The organism is Halobacterium litoreum (genome assembly GCF_021233415.1).
In the GTDB taxonomy this organism is placed as follows: domain Archaea; phylum Halobacteriota; class Halobacteria; order Halobacteriales; family Halobacteriaceae; genus Halobacterium; species Halobacterium litoreum.
In genome coordinates, this window is sequence record NZ_CP089466.1 from 2,024,679 (window position 1) to 2,044,801 (window position 20,123).

The window sequence follows — 20,123 nt, forward strand, 5'->3', positions numbered from 1 at the left end:
CGGAGGACCGACAATCGGGGCGCATGACAGAGACGCGGGCGCTGCTGGTGGACGCGTTCACCGACGAGCCGTGTGCGGGGAACGCGGCGGGCGTCGTGCCGGACGCCGACGACCTGACCGACGACCAGATGCAGGCCATCGCCGCCGAACTGGGCGCCAGCGAGACGGCGTTCGTCCGGGAGAGCGAGGACGCCGACCGCCGGATTCGGTACTTCACGCCGACGACGGAAATCGACCTCTGCGGGCACGCGACGATTGCGAGCCACGCCCACCTGTTCGCGGACGGCGCAATCGACGCGGGCGAACACACCCTCGAAACGAACGCCGGCACGCTCGACGTCGAGATAGCGGACGACGGGACGGTGTGGATGACGCAGAACGCCCCCGAGATTCGCGAGGTGGACGTCTCCTACGAGCGCGTCGCCGAGGCGACGGGGACGGACGTGGCGGCGCTCCGCGGCGCGAGCGACGACCTGCCGCTTGCCGTCGCTGACACCGGCCTGCCGTTCCTCGTGGCGCCAATCACGTACCTCTCGGACCTGGGGGACGCCGACCCGGACTTCGACGCGGTCGAGGCGCTCGCCGACGAGGTGGGCGCGGCGGGCGTCTACGCGTTCTCCTTCGACGCGCTGGACGGCGACGCGACGATTCACGGGCGCGCGTGGGTGCCGGGCGCCGGCATCGACGAGGACCCCGTGACGGGGACGGCCAGCGGCGCGGCGGGCGCGTACCTCTGGCACTTCGACGCGTTCGGCGGCGACATGGCGGCGGAGATGGTGTTCGAGCAGGGCCACTTCGTGGACCGTCCGGGCCGCGTGCGCGTCCGGGCGGCGGACGGCGGCGCGCCGGCGGTCGGCGGCACCGCCGTGGAGACGTTCGACGGGACACTCCGGGTGCCAAAGCGAGAAGACGACGAGATTCTGGAGGGTTAGTTCTCGGCTTCGCTGAAGTCGAAGGCGTCGTCGTCGCGGAGTTTCCGGAGTTCGCGGTTGACCGACTGGAGGTCCGTCTGCATGTCCGAGAGGCGGTCGTCGAGCACGCTCACGATGTCACTTTTCACGCGCTGGGTGTCGAACGTCTCGGCGAGCGCCTCCTCGTGGGCGGCGGTGAGCGTCTTGTACAGCGCCCACGCCTTCCCGAATCGGTAGACTGCGATGCCGACGACGGCGACGGCGATGCCGGGCGCCGCCGCCGAGACGAACGCGCCGACCGAGTCGGTGTCGAGGGCGGGTTCGGCGAGCATCGCGCCCGCCGCGGCGATGCCGAGGCCGACCACCGCGAACAGCGTCGTCACGGCGAAGTACTTGCCTGCGTGGACTGCGGAGCGTTTGGCGTCCATGCGCGGCCCGAGGGAAGCCGGCGGCTAAAATCCTCCGACGATATCGGCTTACTCGAATCCGAGTTGCGATGTTTCGAGGCGTGTACCGTTCGCAATCTTCTTATGCGCTATCTCGGACTATCTACGTGCCACATGGCTGTACGCTGGCTGGAGGACATACGGGCCGACGACATCGACAGTGTCGGCGGCAAAGGGGCATCGCTCGGCGAACTCACGGACGCCGGGCTTCCCGTCCCGCCGGGGTTCGTCGTGACCGCCGGTACGTACCGCTCGTTCATCGAAGAAGCCGGCATCGACGACGACCTGTTCGCCGCCGTCGACGTCGACCCCGAGGACTCGGCCGCGCTCGCCGACGCCGAAGCGCGCGCCAAAGACCTCATCCTGAACACCGAACTCCCCGAGTCGATTCGCGACGACATCCTCTCCTCGTACGACGAACTGGACGACGGCGAGGCGTTCGTCGCGGTCCGGTCGTCCGCGACCGCAGAGGACCTCCCGGACGCGAGTTTCGCGGGCCAGCAGGAGACGTTCCTCAACATCACGCGCGAGGACCTCATCGACCGCGTGAAGCGATGCTGGGCGAGCCTGTTCACGCAGCGCGCCATCTACTACCGCGAGGAACAGGGCTTCGACCACGACATCGTCGACATCGCGGTCGTCGTCCAGCGCATGGTCGACGCCGAGAAGTCCGGCGTGATGTTCACGAGCCACCCGTCGACGGGCGCCCACGAGGCCATCATCGAGGCCGCGTGGGGCCTCGGCGAAGCCGTCGTCTCCGGCTCGGTCTCCCCCGACAACTACGTCGTCGACCGTGACGCCGGTGCCGTCGAGGAGGTCACCGTCGCGGACAAGAAGCTGATGCACGTCAAAGACCCCGACACCGGGGAGACCGTCGAGCGCGCGGTGCCCGACGAGAAGCGCGAACAGCGCGTGCTCTCGGACGACGAAATCGAAGCGCTGGTCGCCATCGGCGAACGCGTCGAGGACCACTACGACAGCCCACAGGACGTCGAGTGGGCGATGGTCGACGGCGACGTCTACATGCTCCAGTCGCGACCAATCACCACCATCAACGAGGACGACGAAGACATGGCTGAAGACAACGGCAACGACGGCGAAGCGCTCGTGAACGGGCTCGGTGCGAGTCCGGGCGTCGCGTCCGGCGCGGCGCGCGTCGTCACCCAACTCGACCAACTCGACAAGGTCGGCGAGGGCGACATCATCGTCACCGAGATGACCACGCCGGACATGGTGCCCGCGATGAAACGCGCCGCCGGCATCGTCACCGACGAGGGCGGCATGACGAGTCACGCGGCTATCGTCTCCCGCGAACTCGGCTGTCCCGCCGTTGTCGGCGCGACCGACGCCACCAGCACGCTCCACGACGACCAAATCGTCACGCTCGACGGCGACCGCGGCGTCGTCACCGAGGGCCGCGTCGAGGGCAGCGAAGAGAAAGACCCCGTCGAGGACGCACGCCCCACCACGCCCGTGAAGCCGATGACCGCGACCGAAGTGAAGGTCAACGTCTCCATCCCGGAGGCCGCCGAGCGCGCCGCCGCGACGGGCGCCGACGGCGTCGGCCTGCTCCGCATGGAGCACATGATTCTCTCCACGAACAAGACCCCCGAGCGCTACGTCGCCGACCACGGCGAGGACGCCTACGTCCAAGAACTCGTGGACGGCATCCGGGGGGTCGCCGAGGAGTTCTACCCACGGCCCGTCCGCGTCCGCACGCTGGACGCGCCGACCGACGAGTTCCGGCAACTCGAAGGCGGAAACGACGAACCCCACGAGCACAACCCGATGCTCGGCTACCGCGGCATCCGCCGCAGCCTCGACCGCCCGGACGTCTTCAAGCACGAACTGGAGGCGTTCCGCGAACTGTACGAGATGGGCTACGACAACGTCGAAGTGATGTTCCCGCTCGTCAACGACGCCGACGACGTGCGGCGGGCCCGCGAACTGATGAGCGAGGCCGGCATCGACACCGAGAAGCGCACGTGGGGCGTGATGATAGAGACGCCCGCTGCCGCGCTCTCCATCGACGGACTCGCCGCCGAGGGCATCGACTTCGCGAGTTTCGGCACGAACGACCTCACGCAGTACACGCTCGCCGTCGACCGGAACAACGGCAACGTCGCCGACCGGTTCGACGAACTCCACCCGTCCGTGCTGAATCTCATCGAGCAGACCATCGAGGCGTGTCGCGAACACGACGTCGCGACCAGCATCTGCGGGCAGGCCGGCTCCAAGCCCGAGATGGTCGATTTCCTCGTCGAGACCGGTATCTCCTCCATCTCCGCGAACATCGACGCGGTGCGAGACGTCCAACACGAGGTCAAGCGCGTCGAGCAGCGCCTGGTGCTGGACTCCGTTCGCGAGTAATCCGGCCGGCTCTCCGTCCTCGAATTTCTCTTCGGCTCGTCCTCTGGAAAGCACACGACCGCCAAAAGTATCAGCAGTCCCGACCTATCGTCGCGGTATGTTGGTCTATCACGCGGTCTTCCTCGCGCTCGTCGCCGGGACGACGGCGTTCTTCGCGGTTCTCGCGGCGCTGAACGTCCGGTACGCCGAGCGCGCGGTTCGCGAGCGCGCTGACTGGCTCGCGGAGACAATCGGCGTCGACGACCCCGACGAACTGCTGGACTACCACCGCCTCGGCACCGCCGCCTCCCAACTGGAGAGCGTCGTGGTGCTCGGCGTCGTCCTGCTCGTGCTGTACTCGGGGCTGTTCGGCGACGGCGTCGCCGCGGTCTACGACACCGTCGGGAGCGACCTGCTCGCGGGCGTCGCGCTGTTCGTCGGCGCGACAGTCGGGATGCAACTCCTGAGCCTGCCCTTCGACGCGTTCGACACGTTCGCCGTCGAGGAGGCGTTCGGGTTCAACGAGCAGTCCCCGGCGCTGTTCGCTCGGGACAAAATGGTCTCCACGGCTGTCGCCGCCGTCTTCGTCGCCGTCCTCGGCGCGGGCGTCCTCTACACCGTCGAGGCGTTCCCGAACTGGTGGTGGCTCGCCGCCACCGGCGTCGTCGTCGCGTTCCTGCTCGCCACCCAGATTCTCGTGCCGCGGGTGGTGATGCCGCTGTTCTACGACTTCGACCCCGTGGAGAACAGCGACCTGCGGGACGCCGTCGAGGACGTCTTCGAGCGCGCCGGATTCGCCTGCGACCAGGTGTACGTGATGAACGCGAGTTCGCGCTCCGGGCACTCGAACGCCTTCTTCACCGGGTTCGGGCGCACCAAGCGCGTCGTGCTCTTCGACACGCTCGTCGAGCAGATGGACGAGACCGAAGTCCAGAGCGTGCTCGCTCACGAACTCGCGCACTGGAAGAAGGGACACATCTGGCAGAACGTCGCCGCGAGCGCGCTCCAGGCCGGCATCCTGCTCTTCCTCGCGCAGTTCCTCGTGGAGTCGGCGTGGCTCTACGAGATGTTCGCGGTGCCCGAGCGGGCCGCCGCCGGCCTCCTGCTCGCGGGGCTCTGGCTCCAGCCGCTCAGCCAGCTCACGGCCCCGATTCAGAACAAACTCTGGCTCGCGAACGAGCGCGAGGCCGACGCGTTCGCCGTCGACGTGATGGGCGGCGGCGACGCGCTCGCTGGCGCGCTCGCCGACCTCACGAGCGAGAACCTCGGCAACCCCTTCCCGCACCCCTACTACGAGGCGTTCCACTACCAGCACCCGCCCGTTCCAGAGCGCATCCGGTATCTCACCGAGGGCGACGGAACCGAGTTGGAGAGTGAGGCCGGTGGACCCGGGGACGCCGCGGTCTGAAGCCACCCCACGCCGCCACAGTTTTCTTCCGTCGGAGCGCCGTCACGTGTCGGTATGCGCACGGTCCTCGCAGTCGCCGCCCTCCTCGTCACCGCCGGCTGTGCCGGCGTCGCACCGACCGACGGCGTACAGGCACCGGCGCCCGCCGACGGCTATCCGCCGGGCGTCACCGAGTCCGGCCTCCAGAACGCCAGCGAACTCGTCTCCACGCACGTCGAACTCGTGGAGACCACCGGCTACGCCTTCGACGTGGAGACGACCACGAACTTCAGGGACGTCGTCGACGGCGAACCGTACGTCAGCAACGAGTCGCTGGCGTACCGAGGCAGGACGGCCGGGAACGTGAGTCGCGTCGAGGTTCACCGCTGGTTCGGCGCCACCCCGACGTACGACGAGCAGGCCACGACCTTCGACGCGTGGTGGAACGAGAGCTCCGGCCGGTACCTCTCGCGCGCCGAGAACGGCCAGGGCACCGTCACGTTCCGAGTGACCGACAACGACGGCGGATTCGGGGCGGAACCCGACCGCGAAGCGTGGACGCGGCACGGACTCGGCGCACTCTCGGCGGGCGACTACGAGGTGACGAACCGGTACGTCGCCGACGGCCGGACCCTCGTGGTGCTGGAAGCCGACCGCGCACTCGACGGCAACTACGACACGTATCGGGCGCGCCTCGTCGTCGACCTCGACGGCCGCATCCACGAGTTCGAGGTGGAGTCGACCTTCTCGGACGGGAACAAGTCGTGGGCGCAGACCGCGAGTTACGAACTCACCCACGTCGGCGTGGAGTCGATTCCCGAGCCAGCGTGGCGAGAGGCTGCGCTCGCCCTCCCCGACGCGAGCCTCGTCGTCACCAGCCACACGCAGTACGTCGAACTCTGGCACGAACGCGGCGAGACGCTCCCCGCGGGCTCGACAGTCGAAATCGCGCACGACGGCGAGACGCAGACAGTGACACTCGACCGGCCCGTCGCGGAGGGCGACCGCCTCTACGTCACCGACCCCGCCGACGGCGAACTCGGAGTCTCGTTCGCGGAACCGGGCGACGACACCCCGCGCCTGCGCGGCGAGTACCACATTCACGTGTTCAGTCCGGAGGGCTACGCGGTCAATTCGCTGTTCCCGGACGAGGTGAACGTCTCCGCGTGACGCGCCGAGAGCGGAACCGCTAAACCGCTCCCGTAACTTCGGTTCGTTTGTATGACGCGCGCGGAGACACGCCCGGCGCCACAGGAGTTCGACCGCGTGCTGTCCTCGATGTGTACGGACCCGCACCCGGCGGCCCGCGACGCCGCGATGCGGTTCCTCGCGGACAACCCCGGCGACCCGGCGACGTACCCGGCCGTCTCGGACCTCGAACGCGAGGCCGTGGCAATGCTCGGGGACGTGGTCGGCCTGGACGACCCCCACGGCTACGTCGGGTCGGGCGGCACCGAGGCGAACATCCAAGCGGTCCGCGCAGCCAGAAATCTCGCCGACGACGACGCGAACGTCGTCGCACCCGAGAGCGCGCACTTCTCCTTCCAGAAGGCCGCGGACGTCCTCGACGTGGAACTCCGACTCGCGGAACTGGACGACGACCACCGCGCCGACGTCGACCACGTCACCGACCTCGCGGACGACGACACGGCAGTCGTCGTCGGCGTCGCCGGAACCACTGAGTTCGGGCGCGTCGACCCGATTCCCGCGCTCGGCGACGTGGCCGAAGACGCGGGCGCGAACCTCCACGTCGACGCGGCGTGGGGCGGTTTCGTCCTGCCTTTCACGGACCATGACTGGGACTTCGCTGACGCCGCCGTGGACACGATGACCATCGACCCGCACAAGATGGGGCAGGCGCCCGTGCCCGCCGGCGGCTTCCTCGCCCGCGACCCGGAGACGCTGGACGCGCTCTCGATTCGCACGCCGTACCTCGAATCCGACACCCAGCCGACGCTCGGCGGCACGCGGTCGGGCGCCGGCGTCGCCGGCGCGCACGCCGCCCTCGACGAACTCTGGCGGGACGGCTACCGCGACCAGTACGAGACCTCGCAGGCGAACGCCGACTACCTCGCGAGCGAACTCGACGACCGGGGTTACGACGTGGTCGACCCCGTGCTCCCGCTCGTCGCCACGGAACTCCCCGACCGCGAGTTCCGGGCGCTGCGGGACGACGGCTGGCGCATCTCCCGCACCGCCAGCGGCGAACTCCGCGTCGTCTGCATGCCCCACGTCACCCGCGAGATGCTCGACTCGTTCCTCGCGGACCTCGACCGCAGCAGATGACTGTTCGCACCGGCGACGAACCTTCGATAGCATTAACCGTCAGCGCGCGCGCCTCTCGAACGTGACCTCGCTAGCGGTGCTCCCGCTCGCACTCGACATCGGCATCTTCGAGGACGCGGTCCGCGCAGCCACCGGCTGGAGCGGCCTGTTCGTCATCTTCGTCTACTCGTTTCTCATCGCGTTCGTGCTCCCGCTCCCCAGCGAAATCGTGTTGTGTCCCGCCGGCTACGTCTGCGCGGCGGGCGCGACGCTCGGTCTCGGCATCCCCGGTCCCGCCGTCGTCGCGCTCGTCGTGCTCGTGAGCGGCGTCGGGAAAGCGCTCGGGAGCGTCATCGCGCTGTACGTCGGACACGGCGCGAGCCACTCCGGCATCGTCGTGCGCGCGTGCCGGCGCCTCGGCTTCGACCCGGTCGAGTGGTCCAAGAGCAAGATGGTCGCGCTCGTCCGCAAGTACGGCTACTACGGGATGGCGATGGGCCTCACCGTCCCCGGCTTCCCGGACACGCTCTCCATCTACGTGTTCTCCGTCATCGAGAAGAACTACGCGAAGTTCGCGGCCGCCGCGTTCGCCGGGAGCGTCGGCCGCCTCGTCGTCACCATCGCCGTCATCGAAGGCGTCGTGCTCGTCGTCTGAGGCGTTCCGGAACCGCCGCGCGCCGCGGGACAACGGTTATGCCAGCCGGCGTTCATCCCGGACGTATGACACGCTTGCGTTCGGACCGCCTCGTCACCGGCGGCCTCATCATCCTCGTCGGCCTCCTCCTGTTGTTGTCGACCACGGACTACGCCAGCACGGAGAACCTCTGGGACTTCCTCCCGGCCGTCTTCGTCGCGCTCGGCGCGTGGGCGCTCGTCCGCAGCCGCTTCCGGAACCTCACCGGCCCCGTCATGGTAATCGCGGTCGCGGCCACGTTCCAAGCGAAGAACCTCGGCTACGTCACCGACCAGCAGATCGGCGACTGGTGGCCGCTGTTCGTCGTGCTGTTCGGCGTCCTCTACCTCGTCGGTCGGAGCCGACGCACCCGCGGCGTCTCCGTCAGCGACCGCGACGCCGGCGACGTCTCCATCATCAGCCTGTTCAGCGGCACTCAGCGCCGCGTCACCGGGAGCGGGTTCCGCGGAGGCAACGTCGTCGCGATGTTCGGCGGCGCGGAACTCGACCTCCGCGACGCCGACGTCTCGAACCCGCCCGCGACCGTCGAGTGCCTCGTCGCGTTCGGCGGCGCCGAAGTGCAGGTGCCCGAGGACTGGACCGTCGACCTCGACGTGCTCAGCCTCTTCGGCGGCAGCGAGGACAAACGCCCGCCCAGCGGCGGCGACGGCGACGTGGACCTCGTCGTCACCGGCCTCGCGCTGTTCGGCGGCGTCTCTGTCGAACGCTGACGACGGTCCGTCCAGTCCCTCGATTCTCGGGCGTGACCGGCACCCTGTTTCTCCCGCGAGCCACGACACGCAGCCACCAGCCAGGGAACCGGAACGACACGACACAATCCGCGGGCTTTAGGCCCGCGCCGGCGGAACGGGGGAGTATGACATACGAAGACTACCCCACCGACGACCCGGCGGTGGTCACGTGTGGGCTGCCGTACGCCAACGGCGACCTCCACATCGGCCACCTGCGCGGCTACGTCAACGCCGACGCGTTCACGCGCGGCCTCCGCAAACTCGGCCAGCAGGCCGCCTACGTCTGCGGGAGCGACATGCACGGCACCCCCATCGCGGTGAACGCCGCGGAAGCCGGCGTCAGCCCCGAGGAGTTCGCGCTCGAACACCACGAGCAGTACGAGGAGACGTTCCCGAAGTTCAACGTCGACTTCGACCAGTACGGCCACACCCACGACGAGACGAACACCGAGATGACGAAGGCGTTCGTCCGCGCGTGGGAGGAAAACGGCCACGTCCACGAGAAGGAAATCGACGTGGCGTACGACCCCGAGGCCGACCAGTGGCTCCCCGACCGCTACGTCGAGGGGACCTGTCCGTACTGCGGCGAGCACGCGCGCGGCGACGAGTGCGACGAGGGCTGTCAGCGCCACCTCGAACCCGGCGAAATCGAGGACCCCGTCTCCACGGTCACGGGGAACCCCGCCGAGTACCGCAAGCGCGACCACAAGTTCCTGCGCCTCGCGGACTTCCAGGAGCACCTGCAGGGGTTCATCAACCGCCTCGAAGGCACGAGCAACGCCCAGAATCAGCCCCGCGAGTGGATCGAGGGCGAACTCCAGGACCTCTGTATCACGCGGGACATGGACTGGGGAATCGACTACCCCGGCGAGGGCGCCGACGACCTCGTCCTCTACGTCTGGGTCGACGCCCCCATCGAGTACGTCTCCGCGACGAAGCAGTACACCGACCGCACGGGCGACTTCGACTGGGAGTCCGTCTGGAAAGAGGGAGACGGCGAAATCGTCCACGTCATCGGCCGCGACATCATCCAGCACCACACGGTCTACTGGCCGTCGATGCTGGAGGGCGCGGACTACGCCGAACCGCGGGCGGTCTGTGCGACCGGGTTCGTGAACATCGACGGGAAGGGGCTGTCCACGTCGAAGAACCGCGCCATCTGGGCCGAGGAGTACCTCGATGAGGGGTTCCACCCCGACCTGCTCCGGTACTACCTCGCGACGGCGAGCGGGTTCGAGCACGACGTGAACTTCACGTGGGAGCGGTTCGCCGAGCGCGTCAACAGCGAACTCGCGGACGTCGTCGGGAACTTCGTCTACCGGGCGCTGCTGTTCGCGAACCGGAACTTCGGCGGCACGCCGGACGCCAGCCTGAGCGACGAGGTGGAGACGGAAATCGCGCAGGCGATGGACGACTACGAGGACGCGCTGAACGACTACGACCTGAAGCGGGCGGGCGAGCGAGCCGTCGCGCTCGCGCGCTTCGGGAACGAGTACATCCAGCGCAACGAGCCGTGGAAGCTCGACGAGGACGAGGCGGCGCCGGTCATCCGCGACTGCGTGCAACTCGTGAAGGCCGTCGCGGTGCTGCTCCAGCCGTTCCTCCCGGAGAAGGCCGACGAGGTGTGGGCGCAAATCGGCGCCGAGGGGAGCGCGGCGGACGCCACCGTCGCGGACTGCCTGCAGGAGCCGCCGGCGGAGTTCGGCGAGCCCGCGGAACTCTTCGAGAAGGTCGAGGACGAGCAGGTCGCGGAACTCGACGAGAAGCTCGCGGGGAAAATCGAAGCCGCCAGTAGCGAGGAGGACGACGACGGGGACGTGAGCGACGAATCCGACGTCGAACTGGCACCGCTCGCCGACGACCGCATCGGGTTCGAGGAGTTCCAAGCCCTCGACCTGCGCGTCGGCCGCATCGAGTCCGCCGAGGGCATCGAGGGCGCGGACGACCTCGCACGCCTCGAAGTCGACATCGGCCACGAAGTCCGGCAGATTGTCGCCGGCATCAAGCAGCTCCACGACCTCGACGAACTCCCCGGCACGAAGGTCGTCGTTGTCGCGAACATGGAGGAGGCCGAACTGTTCGGCGTCGAGTCGAACGGGATGGTGCTCGCCGCGGGCGAGGAAGCCGACCTCCTCACGACCCACGGCGACAGCGTCCCCGGCACGAAAGTCAAGTAGGGCGAGCAGGCGACTGACGGCTCCGGTGCGCGACGCCGCCGTTCCGCGTCCGCGCGCACCGGCCGATTGCTCAGGTCACGCACCGGGATGGTCCCGGTCTGCTACTTGAACCTACGCGGCTGGCTGACAAGCATTCGCGGCGCGAGTGGTCCGAAGGTCCCGAGCGCCGCGATTCACAGCGCGAACGGCGAAGCCGTGAGCGCTGGCCGACGGAACCCCCGTATGGGGGTGACGGAGACTTTTTCCGCAAGTTTTTGCCAGCGCAGGGCGCGCAAAGCGCGCCCAAGCGCGGCAAAAAGTGCGTTCTAGAGTTCTTCGACGATTTCGCCGAGGTCGTCGACGTGCATGGCTTCCATGGTCTGCATCTCGATGCCGTAGCGTTCGGCGGCGATGGAGGCTTCGAGGGCGGCTTGCCGGTCGGCGGCGTCGAAGAGGAGGAGGACGTCGCGTTCGCCGAGGAGGACGTAGGCGTCTCGGAGTTCGCAGTTCCGGGTTTCGAGGTCTTGTCGGAGGTCGCCCCAGATGGACGCGAGTTCTTGGGCGTTCTGGAATTCGCCGGTTTCGACGTTGGCGAAGGCGGCGTAGGTCGGCATAGATTCGAATTTCGGGGCCACGGTAAAAATCGCTGTGGCTGTTTTGGTACTCGGTTTCGAGTGAAGAGCGGGGGTTTTTGCCGGGTGCGGTCGTAGCCGGGGGCAATGAGGAACGCGAAAATCGTCTGCACGCTCGGGCCGGCGACCGACGACGAGGCGTCGGTGCGGGCGCTCGCGGACGCGGGGATGACGGTGGCGCGAATCAACGCCAGCCACGGGTCGCTCGAGGACCGCGCGGCGCTCGTGGATACGGCCCGCGAGGTCGACGAGGAGACCGACAAGCCGGTCGCGGTGATGCTGGACACGCAGGGGCCGGAGGTCCGGACGGCCGAGACCGACGAGCCGGTGCGCGTGGAGACCGGGAGCGAGGTGGCGTTCGCAGAGGGCGACACGTCGACGCCCGAGCGCGTCGGTCTGTCGACGAGCATCGCGGCGGCCGAGCCCGGCGACCGCGTGCTGTTAGACGACGGCCGCATCGAGGCCGTCGTGGAGCGCGTGGAGGGCGACACCGTCTACGCGCACGTCGAGTCCGGCGGCGACCTCGGGAGTCGGAAGGGCGTGAACGTTCCGGGCGTGGAGTTGGACCTCGACGTGGTCACGGAGAAGGACCGCCGCGACCTCGAACTCGCCGCGGAGAAGGACGTGGACTACGTCGCCGCGAGTTTCGTGCGGGACCGGGAGGACGTCCTCGAAGTCGGGCGCGTGTTGGAGTCGTTCGGCGCGGACATCCCCATCGTCGCGAAGATAGAGCGCGCGGGCGCCGTGGAGAACCTCGACGGCATCATCGAGGCCGCCAACGGCGTGATGGTGGCGCGGGGCGACCTCGGCGTTGAGTGCCCGATGGAGGACGTGCCGATGATTCAAAAGCGCATCATCCGGCGGTGCCACGAGGCGGGCGTCCCCGTCATCACGGCGACGGAGATGCTGGACTCGATGGTACACGCGCGCCGCCCGACGCGGGCCGAGGCGTCCGACGTCGCGAACGCCGTCCTCGACGGCACGGACGCGGTGATGCTGTCCGCGGAGACGGCGGTCGGCGACGACCCGACGCGGGTCGTGGAGACGATGGACCGCATCGTGCGCGAGGTCGAGGGCAGCGGCGAGTACGAGGAGTTACAGGAACAGCGCGTGCCGGAGGCCGACGGCGAGGCGAAGACGGACGCGCTCGCGCGGTCGGCACGCTACCTCGCTCGCGACATCGACGCGAGCGCGGTCGTAGTGGCGTCCGAGTCCGGCTACACGGCGCGGAAGGCGGCGAAGTTCCGGCCCCGAGTGCCGGTCGTCTGCGCGACGCCCTCCCACCGCGTGCGTCGCCAACTCGCGTTGAACTGGGGCGTCCACGCCGACTACGCGGAGGTCGCGGAGGGCGACGCGACGACCGTCGTCGAGCGCGCGGTGCAGGCTGCCGTCGACTCGGGCGTCGTGGACAGCGGCGACACGGTGGTCGTGCTCGTCGGGATGATGACCGACCTGGAGGGAGCGAGCACGACGAACACGCTGAAGGTACACGTCGCCGCGGAGACGCTGGCGGTCGGGCGCTCTGTCGTCGGCGGGCGGACGACGGGCCGGGCGACGGTCGTCTCGGACGGCGACCTCTCTGACGTACCGGAGAACGCGATTCTGGTGTTGGACGCGGCGTTCGACGGCGAGTTCCACGGCGACCTCTCGAAGATTTCGGGCATCGTCACCGCGGACTCCGGGATGACGGGGTACGCGGCGATGGTGGCGCGGGAGATCGACGTGCCGATGGTCGGGGGCGCCGACCTCTCGATGGTCACCGACGGCGAGTTCGTGACGGTGGACGGGGAGCGCGGCGTGGTGTACGCGGCCGACCGCTGACCCACGGGCTTTTGGGCGTCGCGGGCGAACTTCGGGGCATGGCAGCGGACGCGACGGACGACGGTGACGGCGACGGCGGCGAGTGGCGGTTCGGCGTCGACGAGGTCGGCGAGGACGCCGAACCCCTCGTCGACCCGATAGAGCCGGGGTCGCCGAGCGCGGAGAACACGGCGTTTTTCCTGCTGGGCGTGGTGACGATGGTGGTCGCGCTCGGTCTCCTGCTGTTCGGGTAACGGTTTTCCCGGTTCCACCCTAACCCCCGGGTATGGCCGAGGTGTTCGGGCAGTCGCTGTCGTTCGTGTTGGTCGTCGCCGGCACAGCGCTGTGTATCGTCGAGGCGTTCGCGCCCGGTGCGCACTTCATCGTCCTCGGCGTCGCGCTGTTCGTCGCCGGACTCATCGGGATGTTCCTGCTGTCGGAGGCGACGCCGCTCGTGCTGGCGGGCATCGTCTTCGCCGTGGGGATGGTGGTGCTGTACTTCTACCGGTACTACGAGTTGTACGAGGGGACGGGCCGCGGGCAGTCCCTCGATTCGAGTGACCTGCGCGGGAAGCGCGGCTACGTCGTCGAGGAGGTCACCCAGCGCAGCGGGCGCGTCGAACTGGAGGGCGGCGGCTTCGACTCGTCGTACGGCGCGCGCAGCACGTCCGGCGTCATCCCGGAGGGGACGGACATCGTGGTCGTGGACCCCGGCGGCGGGAACGTCGTCACCGTCGAGACGCTCGAGGACACGGCGGCGGGCGACGCGGAAGCCGACCGCGAACCGGGCGGCGCCGAGGACGCGACCTGACGCCAACACTTATTGTCCGCTCGCCGAAGATTTGAACGATGTTCACGCCACTCGCGACCGGCGGCGCCCTCGTCACGGCCGTCGGTCTGCTCGTATTGGTCCTGCTCGTCGTCGTCGTCTACCAGACGGTGAAGATTGTGGACGCCTACGAGAAGAAGGCGCTCACGGTGTTCGGCGAGTACCGAGGCCTCCTCGAACCGGGTATCAACGTCGTGCCGCCGTTCGTGTCGCGGACGTACACGTTCGACATGCGCACGCAGACCATCGACGTGCCGCGCCAGGAAGCCATCACGCGGGACAACTCCCCGGTGACGGCCGACGCCGTCGTCTACATCCGCGTGCGGGACGCCAAGCGCGCGTTCCTCGAAGTGGACGACTACAAGACCGCGGTGTCGAATCTCGCGCAGACGACGCTGCGCGCGGTGCTCGGCGACATGGAACTGGACGACACGCTGAACAAGCGCCAGGAGATAAACGCCCGCATCCGGAAGGAACTCGACGAACCCACCGACGAGTGGGGGATTCGCGTCGAGAGCGTGGAGGTCCGCGAGGTCAACCCCTCGCAGGACGTCCAGCAGGCGATGGAACAACAGACCAGCGCGGAGCGCCGCCGCCGCGCGATGATTCTGGAGGCGCAGGGCGAACGGCAGTCCGCCATCGAGAAGGCCCAAGGTGACAAGCAGTCCGACATCATCCGGGCGCAGGGCGCCAAGCAGTCCCAGATTCTGGAAGCGCAGGGTGACGCGATTTCGACCGTGCTGCGCGCGAAGTCCGCGGAGTCGATGGGCGAGCGCGCCATCGTGGAGAAGGGGATGGAGACCCTGGAGTCCATCGGGCAGGGCGAGTCCACGACGTTCGTCCTCCCGCAGGAGTTGTCGAGCACGCTCGGGCGGTACGGCAAACACCTCTCCGGGAGCGACGTGAAGGCTGACGGCGAGGTGCTGGACAGCCTCGACTTCGACCCGGAGACCCGGGAGCTGCTCGGCCTCGACAACATCGACGACATCCTCAACCAGATTTCCGAGGAGGCGGACGTCGACCCGGCGAAACTCGAAGAGCAAGCCGAGGCCGTCAAGGAGGGGATGGACCCCGGAATGCAGTCGGCCGACGAGGTCATCGAGCAGATGGACGAGGAGTTAGAGGACAACGGCTCGTAGCCGCTCGGTAACCAACTGACGGCCGTGCGAGCGCGTACCGAACGCTTTTCTCTTGGGCCGTCGTACTGAGTCTCGAATGGGTATCGACGAGGACAAGCGGTCGACGCTCCGGCGGTTCGCCGCGGTGGGAGCGGCGAGTCCCCTGACGCGCCTCGCGAGCGACGGCGACGACGGCGGCGAGGACGCCGGCGGGAGCGACGTCCGTGACGCCATCACGGGCTACCTCTCGACGACGCCGGGCGCGCACTTCTCGAAACTCCGCGACGACCTCCAGTTGGGCACCGGGGAGACCCAACACCACCTCCGCCGCCTGCTGGACGACGGCGCCGTGGAGAGCGAGCGCGACGGCGACTACAAGCGGTTCTACCCCGCCGGTCGGTTCTCGGACTTCGAGCGCGCGGCGCTGGGCTACCTCCGGCGGGACACGCCCCGCGGGATGGTCGTGGAACTGCTCCGCGACCCCGAGGCGTCGGGCGGCGACCTCGCGGACGCGCTCGGCGTGTCGCGGGCGACCGTGAGCAAGTACGCCGCGCAACTGGAGGAAGCCGGGATGCTGTCGCGGGCGGACGGCTACGCGATTCGCGAGCCGGAGACGCTCATCACGCTCCTCGTGCGGTACGCGGACTCCTTCGACGCGGCGACCGTTGAGTTCGCGGGCGACGCGGCGGACCTCTTCTCCTACGACCCGTAGGCGTCGCTGGCGAGTGAGAACGTAGCCGCGGTCCGAGCGGACCGCGAGGACAGATACTGAGAGCGCAGCGTCGGGAGAGCGTCTAGCGGTGGGTCGGCGACTGGCGACGGCTGGATGACGGGGCCGGCGTCAGGCGACGACCTTCCACGTGGTCGACGAGGAGTACCCCCACCGTTCCACGTCCACGTCGAACTCGCCGTCCTCGATGGCGGGCATGTTCGCGCCGACTTCCTTCGCGGAGAGGTCGAGTTCGTCGCCGATGAGGCGGGACTTGAAGTAGGTGCGTTCGTCGGCGTGTTCGCGGAGGTAGTCGAGGATGCGGTGTTGCTTGGGGGTCAGTGCTTGGCTCGCCGCGGCGGTCGCGCTCATACTAACAGGGACGGGCTATCACCCTAAGAGGGGTTTGGTACGTCCGGTAAAACGCCGCGCCTTCGTGCGTTTTTCTCGCTCTCCGTGTCGTCGTCCGGCCCGCCAGCGACCGGGGTTGGTAGGTGTGGTTAACAGCCCCTTTCCAGCGAGACGGAACGCAGCCTCACGGAGTCGGTTCGGCCCGCGTCAGTATCGAGACAGAAGGTACTTACCGAACGCTGGCGGATTCTACTGGCAATGAGCGACTCGCCCGTCGAGGTGAGTGTCGTCCTCCCCGCGTACAACGAGGCCGACACCATCGAGACGACGGTGCGGACGACCCTCGACACGCTCGCGGCGTTCCTCCCCGCCGGGAGTTTCGAGGTGGTCGTCGCGGAGGACGGGTGCGAGGACGAGACGCCCGAAATCGCGGACCGACTCGCCGCCGAGGACGACCGCGTGCGACACTTCCACAGCGACGAGCGACTCGGGCGCGGCGGCGCGCTGAACGCGGCGTTCCGGGACGCGAGAGGCGACACCCTCGTCTATTTCGACACGGACCTCGCGACGGACATGACCCACCTCGAAGAGTTAGTCGAGAGCGTGCGCTCGGGCGAGTACGACCTCGCCACCGGGTCGCGCTGGATGCCGGGGAACGCGGCCGACCGCCCGGCGAAACGCGGCGTCCCCTCGAAGGGGTTCAACTTCGCCGTGCGAACTCTCCTCGGGTCCGACCTGCGGGACCACCAGTGCGGCTTCAAGGCGTTCAGCCGCGAGGCCTTCGACGAACTCGTCGACGACGTCGAGGACGAACACTGGTTCTGGGACACGGAGATGCTGGTGCGCGCCCAACGCGAGGACCTGCGCGTCAAGGAGTTCGCCGTCGACTGGACGCCGAAGGGCGACTCGAAGGTCGACCTCGTCCGGGACGTGTTCGGGATGGGGAGCCAGATTCTCCGGTGTTTCTGGGAGTTCTCCGTCAGCCCGTACGCGAACCGCCGCACGGGGATGGTGGTCGGCTCCCTTTTGTCCGTCGTCGCGTTCGCGCTGATGTTCGTCTACATCGACGTGGACGCGTTCGTGGACGCCGTCTCGAACGCCGACCCCGCGCTCGTCGCGGCGGGCGCGGCCGTCTACGTGCTGTCGTGGCCGCTGCGCGGGCTCCGGTACCGCGACATCCTCGCCGAGTTGGGGTACCGGGAGGGCGTCGGTTTCCTCACCGGCGCGGTGTTCATCAGCCAGACCGGGAATCTCGTGATTCCGGCGCGCGCCGGCGACGCCATCCGCGCGTACGTCGTGAAGGCGCGCCGCGGCGTCCCCTACACCACCGGGTTCGCGTCGCTCGCCGTCGAGCGCGTCTTCGACCTGCTCACCATCACGGTGCTCGCGGGGAGCGTGCTCGTGGCGCTCTCGGCGTTCTCGCCGAGCACCCTCAGCGACCTCGCGGCGACGGCGTCCGGGCAGGGCCTCGGCGGGCAGGAGTCCGCAGCGGTCCAACAGGCCGTCGTCGTCGCGTCGGGCGTCGGCGCGCTCGCCATCGCGGCCGTCCTCGCCATCGTGTGGTCGGCGCGCTCGGACTCGAACTACGTCCGGAGCGTCGTGAACTGGGCGAGCGACGACTCCTACACCGAGTACGTCGCGAGCGTCTTCGAGCGCTTCGTCTCGGACGTCCAGCGCGTCGCCGCCGACGGCCCGGCGTTCGCGCGAGTGGGCGCGTCCAGCGTCCTCATCTGGACTATCGACGTTGCGACGGCGCTGCTCGTCTTCCTCGCGTTCGGGTTGGACTTGGCGCTCGTCAGCCTGCTCGCCGTCGGCTTCTTTGCGGTGAGCGTCGGCAACCTCTCGAAGGTGATTCCGGGGCCCCCGGGCGGCATCGGCATCTACGAGGCGGCGTTCGCGGCCATCGTCTCGACGCTCCTCCCCGTCTCCTTCGGCACCGCCGTCGGCATCGCCATCGTCGACCACATCGTGAAGAACCTCGTCACCGTCGCGGGCGGAGCGGTGTCGATGACGTCGCTGAACGTCTCGCTGACGGAAGCCGTCGACGGCTCCGACACCGACATCTCCGCCGACGCCGCGCCCGTCGAGGACTGACTCGCAGGCGCTGCGAACGCCCGCCGGCCCCTTTTCCGTGGAGCGCGTACGAGAACGCGTGAACCGAACTGACGCGGCTGGCGGGCTGTTCGCGCTCGCCGGCCTCCTCTCGCTCGGTCGCAGCGCCCTCCAAGCAGGCCCAGTCGAGGTGTGGGCCGTCGCCGTCGGCGTCGGGTCGCTCGTCGCGGGCGGCCTGTTCGCCCTCGACGGCCGGTCCGAGACGTTCGCCGGCGACGGCACCGCGCTCCCTCGGGTCGCCGTGGCGACGCTCGCGCTGGCGTGTTTCCTCGGTGGCGCGGGCTACGCGCTCGTCTCGTAGTAGTCGGTCAGAAACGGCCCGAGCGCGCCAGCGACCGCGGTTCGGAGCGCCTCGGTGCGGTCGGTCATCCCGGCCGTGAGCACGCCGGCGGCGCCCTCGTTCTCCGCGACGCCCGACGTGTCGAGTACGTCGTCCATCACCGGCCCGAGTTCCTCGCCGTCCCGGAGTCGCTTTGCGACCGACTCGGGGAGTCGAAGCCGCGGCCCGGCCGCGACTTCGGTGCGCTCGCCGTCCGTCGCGGCCGCCCACATCACCAGAAAGAGGCTGTCGCCGCGCTCGCTGCTCGCGGTTTCACCGCTCGCGTTCCCCGCGGTCTCGCGGCGCTCGACCGCGCAAACACCCCCTTCGAGTCCGACCGCGAGGTCGTACTCGTCGCCGAGCGCTCGCCGTGCGCGATTCCGTGCGCCCTCGACCGTCTCGTCGTCGCCCCACGGCTGTTCGCTGACGCCGCTCTCGACGGGGACGGCGTCGACCGTCGCGTCGGGGAGCGCCGCCGCGACCGCGTCTCGCTTCACCGGGTTGCCGGAGCCGACTGCTACGCGCATACCCGAGGCGGGGCGCCGGCGGGCCTTAGGCGTCCCGGAGCAGGTCGGCGAGGCGTTCGAGGCCGTCGAGGAGTCTGGGGCTCGGCTGATTCAGGAGGCTGTCGTCGACGACGTGTACGGTCGCATCGAGGCCCCAGCGCGCGGCGGGGTCGGCGTCCGTGCTGTCGCCTTTCCCGCAGACGTGGACGACGGCGTGGTCGGGGCCGGCGGCGCGTACCTCGTCGGCGTCCACCTCGCCGGAGCGCTCGCCCGCGTCGCGGAACGGGTACCGGCCGCCCGCGGCTTCGACCACGTCGGGCACCCAGTTCCCGGCGGCCATCGGCGGGTCCGACCACTCCTCGCAGTAGACGACCGGGCGGTCGGCGGGCGCGCGCTCCCGGACGCGTGCCACGCGCTCCCGGCTCTCGGCTTCCAGTCGCTCGCCGCGTTCGGCAAGCCCGACGGCGTCGCCGATTGCGGCGAACGAGTCGAGCACCTCGTCGAGCGTCTCCGGTGCGGTGTGGTGGACCGCGAATCCGCGGTCGCGGAGGTCGTCCCGAATCTCGGTCTGGAGGGCGTCGCTCGTCAGCACGACGTCGGGGTCGAGTTCGGCGACGCGGTCGTCGTCGGGGTTCAGCCACCCGCCGACCGCGGGCGCGTCGGCATCGCAGTGGTTCGTGACGCCGACGAGTCGGTCCGTGGCGCCGAGCGCGGCGACGGCGGCGGTGGCGCTCGGGGCGAGCGAGACGGCGCGCATCGCCGGTAGTTCGTCGCGGAGTGCCAAAAGGTGTCGTGATACAAGTCCGTG

Annotated in this window: 20 protein-coding genes; 15 read left to right on the plus strand and 5 right to left on the minus strand. The window is 69.0% G+C overall.

What is annotated here, in order from left to right:
* Window positions 1-23 precede the first annotated feature (23 nt).
* Complete coding sequence (locus LT972_RS11120) at window positions 24-932, plus strand: PhzF family phenazine biosynthesis protein (protein ID WP_232570383.1); 909 nt, start codon at window positions 24-26, stop codon at window positions 930-932.
* Here the strand turns inward: LT972_RS11120 and LT972_RS11125 are convergent.
* Window positions 929-1,339, minus strand: a complete 411-nt coding sequence (locus tag LT972_RS11125; RefSeq protein ID WP_232570385.1) for a hypothetical protein — start codon at window positions 1,337-1,339, stop codon at window positions 929-931. The genes LT972_RS11120 and LT972_RS11125 overlap by 4 nt on opposite strands.
* Window positions 1,340-1,471: 132 nt before the next feature.
* Between LT972_RS11125 and ppsA the strand changes: the two genes are divergently transcribed.
* The 7 genes from ppsA to metG all read left to right on the plus strand — a co-directional run bounded on the left by ppsA (window position 1,472) and on the right by metG (window position 10,960).
* Window positions 1,472-3,727, plus strand: a complete 2,256-nt coding sequence (gene ppsA, locus LT972_RS11130; RefSeq protein ID WP_232570387.1) for a pyruvate, water dikinase — start codon at window positions 1,472-1,474, stop codon at window positions 3,725-3,727.
* A 97-nt stretch (window positions 3,728-3,824) separates the two neighbouring features.
* Window positions 3,825-5,114 carry a M48 family metallopeptidase gene (locus LT972_RS11135; RefSeq protein ID WP_232570388.1) on the plus strand — a complete coding sequence of 430 codons (1,290 nt, stop codon included), beginning with the start codon at window positions 3,825-3,827 and terminating at the stop codon, window positions 5,112-5,114.
* A gap of 54 nt (window positions 5,115-5,168) precedes the next feature.
* A complete protein-coding gene (locus tag LT972_RS11140; protein WP_232570389.1) occupies window positions 5,169-6,263 on the plus strand; it encodes a hypothetical protein in 1,095 nt (364 codons plus the stop codon).
* Between the two features lie 51 nt (window positions 6,264-6,314).
* Entirely contained in the window at window positions 6,315-7,379 is a 1,065-nt protein-coding gene (mfnA, locus tag LT972_RS11145) for a tyrosine decarboxylase MfnA (RefSeq protein ID WP_232570391.1), read from the plus strand.
* A gap of 61 nt (window positions 7,380-7,440) precedes the next feature.
* Complete coding sequence (locus tag LT972_RS11150) at window positions 7,441-8,013, plus strand: VTT domain-containing protein (RefSeq protein WP_232570393.1); 573 nt, start codon at window positions 7,441-7,443, stop codon at window positions 8,011-8,013.
* Window positions 8,014-8,078: 65 nt separating this feature from the next.
* Complete coding sequence (locus tag LT972_RS11155; protein WP_232570395.1) at window positions 8,079-8,762, plus strand: LiaF transmembrane domain-containing protein; 684 nt, start codon at window positions 8,079-8,081, stop codon at window positions 8,760-8,762.
* Window positions 8,763-8,908: 146 nt separating this feature from the next.
* Complete coding sequence (gene metG, locus LT972_RS11160) at window positions 8,909-10,960, plus strand: methionine--tRNA ligase (RefSeq protein ID WP_232570404.1); 2,052 nt, start codon at window positions 8,909-8,911, stop codon at window positions 10,958-10,960.
* A gap of 305 nt (window positions 10,961-11,265) precedes the next feature.
* On the opposite strand, the gene LT972_RS11165 is transcribed toward metG, so the two are convergent.
* Window positions 11,266-11,553: a GYD domain-containing protein gene (locus LT972_RS11165; protein ID WP_232570406.1), complete on the minus strand. Its 288-nt coding sequence runs from the start codon at window positions 11,551-11,553 to the stop codon at window positions 11,266-11,268.
* Between the two features lie 105 nt (window positions 11,554-11,658).
* Here LT972_RS11165 and pyk point away from each other — a divergent pair, with 105 nt between their 5' ends.
* From pyk to LT972_RS11190, 5 genes are all read left to right on the plus strand, one after another.
* Window positions 11,659-13,392 carry a pyruvate kinase gene (gene pyk / locus LT972_RS11170; RefSeq protein WP_232570407.1) on the plus strand — a complete coding sequence of 578 codons (1,734 nt, stop codon included), beginning with the start codon at window positions 11,659-11,661 and terminating at the stop codon, window positions 13,390-13,392.
* Between the two features lie 38 nt (window positions 13,393-13,430).
* On the plus strand, window positions 13,431-13,625 hold the full coding sequence (locus tag LT972_RS11175; protein ID WP_232570409.1) for a DUF7312 domain-containing protein: 195 nt from the start codon (window positions 13,431-13,433) through the stop codon (window positions 13,623-13,625).
* A gap of 32 nt (window positions 13,626-13,657) precedes the next feature.
* On the plus strand, window positions 13,658-14,182 hold the full coding sequence (locus tag LT972_RS11180; RefSeq protein ID WP_232570411.1) for an NfeD family protein: 525 nt from the start codon (window positions 13,658-13,660) through the stop codon (window positions 14,180-14,182).
* Between the two features lie 38 nt (window positions 14,183-14,220).
* A complete protein-coding gene (locus tag LT972_RS11185) occupies window positions 14,221-15,339 on the plus strand; it encodes an SPFH domain-containing protein (RefSeq protein WP_232570413.1) in 1,119 nt (372 codons plus the stop codon).
* Between the two features lie 76 nt (window positions 15,340-15,415).
* Window positions 15,416-16,030, plus strand: a complete 615-nt coding sequence (locus LT972_RS11190; RefSeq protein ID WP_232570415.1) for a winged helix-turn-helix transcriptional regulator — start codon at window positions 15,416-15,418, stop codon at window positions 16,028-16,030.
* Window positions 16,031-16,159: 129 nt separating this feature from the next.
* Here LT972_RS11190 and LT972_RS11195 read toward each other — a convergent pair whose 3' ends face one another.
* On the minus strand, window positions 16,160-16,399 hold the full coding sequence (locus tag LT972_RS11195) for a DUF7123 family protein (RefSeq protein ID WP_232570416.1): 240 nt from the start codon (window positions 16,397-16,399) through the stop codon (window positions 16,160-16,162).
* A gap of 237 nt (window positions 16,400-16,636) precedes the next feature.
* Between LT972_RS11195 and LT972_RS11200 the strand changes: the two genes are divergently transcribed.
* Together LT972_RS11200 and LT972_RS11205 are read left to right on the plus strand one after the other, a co-directional pair.
* Window positions 16,637-18,472 (plus strand): flippase-like domain-containing protein, encoded by a 1,836-nt coding sequence (locus LT972_RS11200; RefSeq protein ID WP_232570418.1) that lies wholly within the window; start codon window positions 16,637-16,639, stop codon window positions 18,470-18,472.
* Window positions 18,473-18,530: 58 nt separating this feature from the next.
* Window positions 18,531-18,791, plus strand: a complete 261-nt coding sequence (locus LT972_RS11205) for a hypothetical protein (protein ID WP_232570420.1) — start codon at window positions 18,531-18,533, stop codon at window positions 18,789-18,791.
* Here LT972_RS11205 and LT972_RS11210 read toward each other — a convergent pair.
* Both LT972_RS11210 and LT972_RS11215 read right to left on the minus strand, forming a co-directional pair.
* On the minus strand, window positions 18,773-19,336 hold the full coding sequence (locus LT972_RS11210; protein ID WP_232570422.1) for a DUF84 family protein: 564 nt from the start codon (window positions 19,334-19,336) through the stop codon (window positions 18,773-18,775). The two genes, LT972_RS11205 and LT972_RS11210, sit on opposite strands and share 19 nt — an antisense overlap.
* A gap of 25 nt (window positions 19,337-19,361) precedes the next feature.
* Window positions 19,362-20,072 (minus strand): helical backbone metal receptor, encoded by a 711-nt coding sequence (locus LT972_RS11215; protein ID WP_232570424.1) that lies wholly within the window; start codon window positions 20,070-20,072, stop codon window positions 19,362-19,364.
* Window positions 20,073-20,123: the final 51 nt, after the last annotated feature.